This is a genomic window from Chitinophaga solisilvae, from assembly GCF_009928525.1.
Lineage (GTDB): Bacteria > Bacteroidota > Bacteroidia > Chitinophagales > Chitinophagaceae > Chitinophaga > Chitinophaga solisilvae.
Window position 1 is genome coordinate 1 of the sequence record NZ_JAABOK010000049.1, and the last position, 554, is coordinate 554.

Genomic DNA, 554 nt, shown 5'->3' on the forward strand with positions numbered 1-554 from the left:
CCGTACATGTTAATCAGACGGCTTGCCGGATACAGCTGCTGCCAGGGCTGCAGCTTGCCGGGGTTCAAGGCTTCACCACCGAAGATCACATAACGGATGGTGGTAGAAGTAATGCGGTTGGTCAGATAATCCTGTAAGACATAGAAAGATGAAGGTGTCTGGTTCAACACGGTGACGCCTTCACGGATCAGCAGCTCGCCAAACAGGCCGGTATCCTGCGTTACAGGCTTCGGCACTACTACCAGCCGGCCACCGTAGAACAACGCGCCGTACATCTCCCAGACAGAAAAATCAAAACAGAAAGAGTGGAACATCGTCCAGACATCCTGCTCATGGAAATCATATAACGGCATATCTGTCTCAAACAGACGCACCACGTTCTGATGTTCTATCAGCACGCCTTTCGGGCGGCCCGTAGAACCTGATGTATAGATCACATAGGCCACCTGCTCCGGCAGGCGGGTAAATTCCGGTGCTGTAACCGGATAGCTGCTGATATGTTCCCAGTCACTGTCTACCACCACGCAATTGCTGATATGCGCAAACAGGGAAGC

The 554-nt window shown here is 52.3% G+C and carries 1 protein-coding gene; it reads right to left on the reverse strand.

Features of this window, described 5'->3' with window-relative positions; genetic code table 11:
• On the reverse strand, positions 1–554 hold a 554-nt coding region (locus tag GWG06_RS30395; RefSeq protein ID WP_160718182.1), incomplete at both ends, for an AMP-binding protein.